This window comes from Bacteroides caecigallinarum (genome assembly GCF_016902295.1).
GTDB classification, from domain to species: domain Bacteria; phylum Bacteroidota; class Bacteroidia; order Bacteroidales; family Bacteroidaceae; genus Phocaeicola; species Phocaeicola caecigallinarum_A.
Genome location: NZ_JACJLQ010000072.1, coordinates 1 through 4230 on the forward strand (window position 1 = coordinate 1; position 4230 = coordinate 4230).

At 37.4% G+C, this 4230-nt stretch carries 7 protein-coding genes; all 7 read left to right on the forward strand.

Features of this window, described 5'->3' with window-relative positions:
- Positions 1-356: 356 nt before the first annotated feature.
- The 7 genes from H6A27_RS13875 (at position 357) to H6A27_RS13900 (ending at position 4050) form a co-directional block, all read left to right on the forward strand.
- Positions 357-629: a cupin domain-containing protein gene (locus tag H6A27_RS13875; protein WP_204403804.1), complete on the forward strand. Its 273-nt coding sequence runs from the start codon at positions 357-359 to the stop codon at positions 627-629.
- 26 nt (positions 630-655) lie between these two features.
- Positions 656-856 (forward strand): helix-turn-helix domain-containing protein, encoded by a 201-nt coding sequence (locus H6A27_RS15665; RefSeq protein WP_366142785.1) that lies wholly within the window; start codon positions 656-658, stop codon positions 854-856.
- 56 nt (positions 857-912) lie between these two features.
- Positions 913-1521 carry an ATP-dependent metallopeptidase FtsH/Yme1/Tma family protein gene (locus H6A27_RS15210; protein WP_239469703.1) on the forward strand — a complete coding sequence of 203 codons (609 nt, stop codon included), beginning with the start codon at positions 913-915 and terminating at the stop codon, positions 1519-1521.
- On the forward strand, positions 1469-2542 hold the full coding sequence (locus H6A27_RS13885; protein ID WP_239469704.1) for an ATP-dependent metallopeptidase FtsH/Yme1/Tma family protein: 1074 nt from the start codon (positions 1469-1471) through the stop codon (positions 2540-2542). The genes H6A27_RS15210 and H6A27_RS13885 overlap by 53 nt, the downstream gene beginning before the upstream one ends.
- 128 nt (positions 2543-2670) lie before the next feature.
- Complete coding sequence (locus tag H6A27_RS13890) at positions 2671-3486, forward strand: 1-acyl-sn-glycerol-3-phosphate acyltransferase (protein WP_204509108.1); 816 nt, start codon at positions 2671-2673, stop codon at positions 3484-3486.
- 5 nt (positions 3487-3491) lie between these two features.
- The gene (locus tag H6A27_RS13895) at positions 3492-3692 is read left to right on the forward strand and encodes a hypothetical protein (protein ID WP_204509109.1); all 201 of its coding nucleotides are present in this window, start codon (positions 3492-3494) and stop codon (positions 3690-3692) included.
- 31 nt (positions 3693-3723) lie between these two features.
- Entirely contained in the window at positions 3724-4050 is a 327-nt protein-coding gene (locus H6A27_RS13900; protein ID WP_204509110.1) for a hypothetical protein, read from the forward strand.
- The last annotated feature ends 180 nt before the right edge of the window (positions 4051-4230 follow it).

A 4230-nucleotide genomic window follows, 5' to 3' on the forward strand; every position in this document is an offset into this window, starting at 1 on the left:
CTACATTTTAATTTTGAGAAATGCTAAAGCTGATAATCAATGGATTAGTGAAATTATACAGCTAAAAAATAACTAAAAATTTTTTTTGGCTATCAAACTTGGGTTAAATTCCGTTTAGATGCTGTTTTTTTATTGTGACAGAATCATGAATTGATCTGAATAGTGACTCTGATTATAGGCATTTTAGCCTTGTATTAATGTGGAATAAAAGTCCAATCAGTACGGTACGCATGATTATTTCTACAAGAATTTAATGTCATATTGAAGAATTAGATGTTCTATTTAAGGAATTGGAATATATGCATATTGATAAAATTCTTCAATAAGGCTATTTTTGTTAAAAAATAGTCCGAATTATGAATACTATCGAGAAAATATCAGTAAGCCAGCTAAAGAATATAGGTTTGGAAATGAGTGTGCTGGATGATGATATTATATTGTCAAATAATATAGAAATAAAGAACAAAATTTTCGATACGCCATGCCGTCTGGACGGTTTTGTATTATTGTTTTGTACCAATGGTGAGGCTGAAATCCAAATTAATTTTCAAGAATATAAAATTCACCCGGGAATTCTTGTCATGAACATTCCTGAAAACGTAATCTGGCATATTATGCAGATAAGATAGGGATAACATCAAATTACCTTTCAAAAATTGTAAAGGAATATACCGGAAGGACTGCTATTGAATGGATTGACGAGTATGTGATTTTCGAAGCCAAAACAATGATAAAGCATACACAATATACAATTCAGGAAATAGCGTATAAGCTGAAATTCCCATCTCAGTCGTTTTTTGGAAAGTATTTTAAACGTCTGACAGGCATGTCGCCAAAACAATATAAGTTATCCTGACGGATGATTCGTTTCTATTGCATTTCAAAATTGTTAGTAATCAAATAGTTATAAATATGAAGAAGAAACAGGTAAAGATGGTTCCATGGAATGGCTTTATTTATGGTGTAATGATAGTTTTGATTTTAAACTCGTTTGTATTCCCATATATCTTTAATAAACAGATTGTAGAAACAGATTATGGAACTTTTATTTCGAATATTGAAAAAGGGGAAGTGCAGGAGGTCAGTATAGACCAGAACTGCATATACTTTGCCACTAAGGAAAATGGTAAGCCGGTTTTTTATAAGACAGGCGCAATTGATAATCCGGAGCTTGTTGACAGGCTATTGAATGCGAAGAGTTCGAATGAGTCAGGAAAAATAATATTCAACAAGCAGATTCCTATAGAAAATTCACCGTTTGTCAATTTCATGTTGATGTGGATTGTCCCTGGCGTTCTTTTTTATCTGTTATGGTGGGGAACCAACAGTCTGATGAAAAAACGTATGGGCGGTGCTCCGGGCAATGTGATGTCATTCGGAAACAGTGGAGCCAAGATTTATGCAGACTCGGAGGTGAAGACCACATTTGCCGATGTAGCAGGCCAGGAAGAGGCAAAAGAAGGTCTTAATGAGATTGTTGACTTCCTGCATAATCCATCCAAATTGTATAATTTTTATTGATGAGATAGATGCTATAGGTAAAAAGAGAAATACCGGACCAATGGGCGGAAACGATGAGCGCGAACAGACATTGAATCAGTTGCTTACTGAGATGGACGGTTTTGACGGCAAGAAAGGTGTTGTAATTCTTGCTGCGACCAATCGTCCTGAAAGCCTTGACAGTGCTTTGCTTCGTCCGGGTCGTTTTGACCGTACTGTTATTATGAATCTACCGGATTTGGAAGGCAGGAAGGCTATCCTGAATGTGCATCTTAAAAATATTAAGCATAAAGATATTGATGTCGACCTGATTGCACGCGCTACGGCAGGCTCGTCCGGGGCCGAACTGGCTAATATAGTAAACGAAGCCGCATTGCTTGCTGTAAGGACCGGTAAGGAGTATGTAAGTACGTCCGATCTTGAGGAATCTGTTGAAACCGTTATTGCCGGAGCCCAGAAAAAAGGAATGGTCATATCAGAAAAAGAGAAGAAAATTATCGCTTACCACGAAATAGGGCATGCATTGGTTGCTGCCATGCAGACACATTCAGCTCCTGTGCATAAGATAACCATCATACCTCGTACTTCGGGTGCCTTGGGATACACCATGCAGGTTGACAGTAAGGAAAAATATCTGTTGTCAAAGGAGGAACTTTTGAATAAAATTACCACATTCACTGGAGGTCGTGCCGCCGAGAAAGTGATATTCGATGTGATTACTACCGGTGCCTCGAACGATATTGAGCAGGCTACACGCATAGCCAGGTCAATGGTTTCAAGATACGGAATGAGCGACAAATATGGCATGATGGCACTCGAGACAGTAAATAATGCCTATTTGGGAGGAGATACCACATTGGCATGCTCGTCCGCTACGGCTGCCGACATTGATTCGGAAGTTCGTGCCATTATAGAAAATGCTTACAATAAAGCTGTGGAAATCATAAAAGCCAACCGTAAAAAGATGGACGAACTGGCAGGATTCCTGTTGGAAAAGGAAACAATAACCGGTGAGGAGTTTATGGAGATACTTAACCGATAAATATATTTTAATTATGTCAGAAAAGAAATATATAATATCGGGTATGAAGAAATGAATAAGGCATTGGAAAAAATAATGGAATAATTTTCCGTATATTTGTGTCAGTAAATTCATAAGTAAAAAAGATTATGCCACTTCTTACAATAAATGAACTGCAGGGTCTTTCTCCTGTTTTCAAAGGAAAATGCGGAAAGTTTTTAGCACAAGGTCTCATGGATATATCATGCGTTTCGCGTATTAACGAACTTTATGACAAGTATTGGTTTCTGAAAGGTCCTGATTTTACTGATGCCGTATTGAGCGATTTGGGAGTACGATATGAAATAAAGAATAAGGATGTGATGAATCAGTTGCGTAATGAGGCTTTTATAACTATCAGCAATCATCCTTATGGAGGTATAGACGGCTTGATTCTTGTTGATTTTGTAGGACATTTCAGACCGGACTATAAAGTTATGGTCAACAAGGTATTGGGAAGAATAGAAAATCTGAGCGACAATTTTATAGATGTTATTCCTACCGGACGTAAACACGGCAAGCCGGAAAATGAAAGTATCCATGGAATAAGAAGCGTAGTGGAACATGTCGTTTCCGGACATCCTGTTGGTATATTTCCGGCGGGAGCAATTTCAGACATCAATCTGCTGAAGTTTCGCGTAGAGGACAGGCAATGGCAGGAACCTGTTATCAGGCTTATCAAGAGATTGCGCATGCCTGTCCTGCCAATCAGGTTTAATGGAGGAAATTCAGCGTTGTTTTATAGTCTCGGTATTATTGACTGGAGAATAAGGCTTCTGAAATTACCTTCGGAGCTGTTCAACAAAAAGGGTAAAACCGTGAAACTCATCTTGGGGGATTTGATAAGTCCTGAGCAACTGGATGAATATCACGATATTGGTGCTTTGGGAAATTTTTTAAGGGAAAAGGTTTATAATTTAAAATAGCTTTTATGGAAGAAAAGAATAATGAAAGTTCAGTAAGAATACAGACTTCGATTTTGAATGGTGTCGAAAAAAAGACTTTAATTTTTTTGGCTGACAGGCAACCTCGATGGATGACATCGAATATTCTTACAGGTATAGGTACGATTGGTGCAGTAGTCATATCTTTGGGATACATCCTTTCGCAATTCAATATTAATTATCTGTAGCTTAGTTCTTTAGGGTTTGTCATCAACTGGTATGGCGATTCACTTCATACTTATCGTATATATGATGCTTACTCTCAACGTGAGCATAAACGCGCATTTGAAGAAAGAATTCAAGTTGACTTACGCCAAACTTGGACCTACTGAATTCAGGGTCTTGGCGATAATCTTCAATACCACTTGCATATTCTGTCCTGCCATAACTGATTCTATGGTACAATTCTCCATGTTCGGTAAGGAGATGCTTCTTGGTTCATTGGATATAGCCGGGATAGTTGTTCTTCTGGTTCTGATAATTATGTATATTGTCACGGTCATTAATGATATCAGGGACTATGACAAGATGGATCCTGTGAAATAGAAGTATAGTTATAATGTAAAGTAATGTTTTACCGAATAAGATTGAAACCTTCAAGATAATTGAAGTGTAAGAAATATTAAGTAACTATTCAAAATTAATTTTATACATATGAGTAATTCACAAATAAGTTCGTACCTACAGATGCCAGTGCCCTGTTTGTACAATAGAAAAGCGAGTCCT